General features: G+C 41.1%; 1 protein-coding gene and 2 pseudogenes. 1 reads left to right on the forward strand and 2 read right to left on the reverse strand.

All coding sequences use genetic code 11. The features are described 5' to 3' along the window. Positions 1 to 294: 294 nt before the first annotated feature. Positions 295 to 1,472: pseudogene (locus CAG68_RS12675) on the forward strand (IS3 family transposase). Here CAG68_RS12675 and CAG68_RS12680 read toward each other — a convergent pair. Beyond that, a pseudogene (locus CAG68_RS12680) lies at positions 1,391 to 2,507 on the reverse strand (IS481 family transposase). The pseudogenes CAG68_RS12675 and CAG68_RS12680 sit on opposite strands and share 82 nt — an antisense overlap. 109 nt (positions 2,508 to 2,616) lie before the next feature. Next, the gene (locus CAG68_RS22565; RefSeq protein ID WP_443083865.1) at positions 2,617 to 2,802 is read right to left on the reverse strand and encodes a hypothetical protein; all 186 of its coding nucleotides are present in this window, start codon (positions 2,800 to 2,802) and stop codon (positions 2,617 to 2,619) included. Positions 2,803 to 2,816: the final 14 nt, after the last annotated feature.

Below are 2,816 nucleotides of genomic sequence, written 5' to 3' on the forward strand. Positions count from 1 at the left end.
GATAAGAGTGAGGTATGATAATTTTTAACTTAAATAATTATCTACCATTAGATTTTTCAGTTGCAAGCATCATATACCAAGGTGCTATACGACCAAGATAATATATTTATTATAAGTGTAATAGAGTTAAAAAGTCTATTGCGCTTATATGTACTAATTCAGACCTGATCTGACAGTTACCTACTTTTCTACTTGGTGCCTATCTGATTATATCTGGGCTAGTGTAGTGGCATAGTGAATTTGGTCACTTAGTTAGAGGTGATATCATCACCTCATAAGTTAACAGGTGACACTATGAAAAAACGTACAAGATGACTATTTAGCGCAGAATTTAAGTTAGAAGCGGCGCAGTTAGTCCTAGACCAAAACTATTCAGTGACTGAAGCAGCCCAAGCAATGAATGTGGGCAAGTCCACAATGGATAAATGGGTTCGCCAGCTTAGAGAAGAACGCCAAGGGAAAACACCGAAAGCTTCACCTATGACCCCTGAGCAAATAGAAATTCGGGAATTAAAAGAGAAACTGGCTCGCCTTGAAGAACATAATGAAATACTAAAAAAAGCCACGGCTCTGTTGATGTCGGACTCACTGAACAATTCTTGATAATCAAGAAACTCAATCAGAGCTACAGCGTAAAAACATTATGCGAAGTCTTCAATGTTCATCGAAGTAGTTATAACTATTGGCTTAAACGCCCAACGGCAATCAATGCTGAAGCAGTAAAACTTCGTAGCTTGGTTAGCGAGGCTCACACCGCAAGCAATGGCTCAGCAGGAGCGAGAACCATAGCAGATATAGTCACAAATCAGGGCGTAAAGCTGAGCCGATACCGAGCAACAAAGCTTATGAAAACTCTTGGTTTAGTGAGTTGCCAAGAACCAAAGCATCGTTACAGAAAGGCTTCACAAGAACATATTGAAATTCCGAATTACTTAGGTCGTCAGTTTGCTGTTACCGCTCCAAATGAAGTCTGGGCTAGCGATGTTACGTATATTTGGACAGGTAATCGGTGGATGTACTTAGCGGCTGTTATCGATCTTTTTGCCCGCAAAGTGATTGGTTGGTCGATGTCTTTATCACCTGACTCTAGGCTAACAGGCAAAGCTCTTTCGATGGCCTATGAGTCTCGTGGTAAGCCTAAAGGTGTTATGTTTCATAGCGATCAAGGCAGTCATTATACTAGCCGTAAATACCGTCAATTGCTGTGGCGTTTTCAAATAAAACAGAGTTTATCTCGCAGAGGAAATTGCTGGGATAATGCACCAATGGAGCGCTTCTTTAGAAGTCTGAAGACGGAATGGGTGCCAACGGTGGGTTATCGTAGCTTTGCTGAGGCTCAACAAGAGATTACTCGCTACATCATTGGATATTACTGCCAACTCAGGCCACATCAGTATAACGGTGGTCTAACTCCCAATGAGTCAGAGCTATTATATTGGGAAAACTCTAAAACCGTGGCCAATTTTAGTTGACCACTACATAGATTCTTTTCAGCCCAAATTGATTTCCCATCCTCTAATGTCTCTATTGGCGTTTGACCACAACACATTTTTCCTTGATGAGTACGATGATTGTTGTAGTAGTCCATCCATTCATCCAGAGCTTTCTGTAACTCTTTCATTGAATCATACAGTTGTCACTTGGCAGAACTCATTTAATATGGTCTTGTGGAAGCGCTCGAAGATACCATTTGTCCGTGGTGACATCGCTTTAGTTTTCGTGTGGTCGATATCATTGATGGCAAGGTAGAGTTGGTAATCGTGCTGTTCTACACGGCCACAGTATTCAGCACAACGGTCAGTCAAGATTCGCAGCATTGGCAGTTCATTAACCTCGAAGAACGGTAGACCCTTGTCATTCAGCATATCCGTTGCTGTGATTGGTGTTTTTGTCGTATAGAGCTTAGCAAAGGCGACTTTGCTGTAGGTATCAACGAACGTCTCTGATAGATGCGTCCAACACCTTTAAGGTTGCCAATATAAAATGTGTCTTGAGAGCCTAGATAGCCTGGGTGCGCGGTTTCTATCTCACCACAAGCCTTGTCATCATGTTTCTTGCGCTCAAGGGCTGCAACTTGCTCGTCCGTTAGAATGATACTGCTTTCAGCGACCTGTCTTTCCCTGTCTTTCTTGGGCAATAAGGCTCTTTTTGAAGTTTTCTAAGTCATTACGAAGCCAGATTGAACGCACGCCACTTGGATAGATAAATACACCGAGTTTACGTAGCTCGTTGCTTGTTCTAACTTGCCCATGAGATGGGAAGTCGATGGCGCACTTGAGAACGGCTTGTTCAGCTTCACTGTCGACACGATTCTTCAGGTTTGGTGTTCTTCGACTTTGATTAATCAGCGCATCAATATCGCCAGTTTCGACTGGCTCTTGATAGCGGTAGAAAGTGTCTCTAGATACACCCATCACCTTACAGGCTTTTGATACATTGCCGAGTTCTTCTGCAAGATTTAGAAGGCTAGCTTTGTGTTTGATGATTGGATCGCTAGTATGAAGCATGAGAGTTACCTCTTATTGTCTTTGATTACAGATTCAGCACCTTTAATCAAAGTGAGTAACTCTCTTCTTTTCAAATTGAAGTGTCAGATATAGTCGGAACTAATACAACTTATAGGTCTATTTCAAATTCCCTAATGCTAATTTTTAATATTGAATATTTAACGTCAATAATACCGGGAGGTAAGTTTTTGTCTGACAAGATAGGGAAATCTTTAGTAACTTTGTATTTAGAAGTGCATTTGACATTATAGACATAGCTTCTGGTTAATGAGATAAAGCTATTACTACATCCAATTTTTTCGAGTTTTT

The sequence above is a fragment of the Vibrio sp. V42_P2S4T144 genome, assembly GCF_009904715.1.
Classification (GTDB): domain Bacteria; phylum Pseudomonadota; class Gammaproteobacteria; order Enterobacterales; family Vibrionaceae; genus Vibrio; species Vibrio alginolyticus.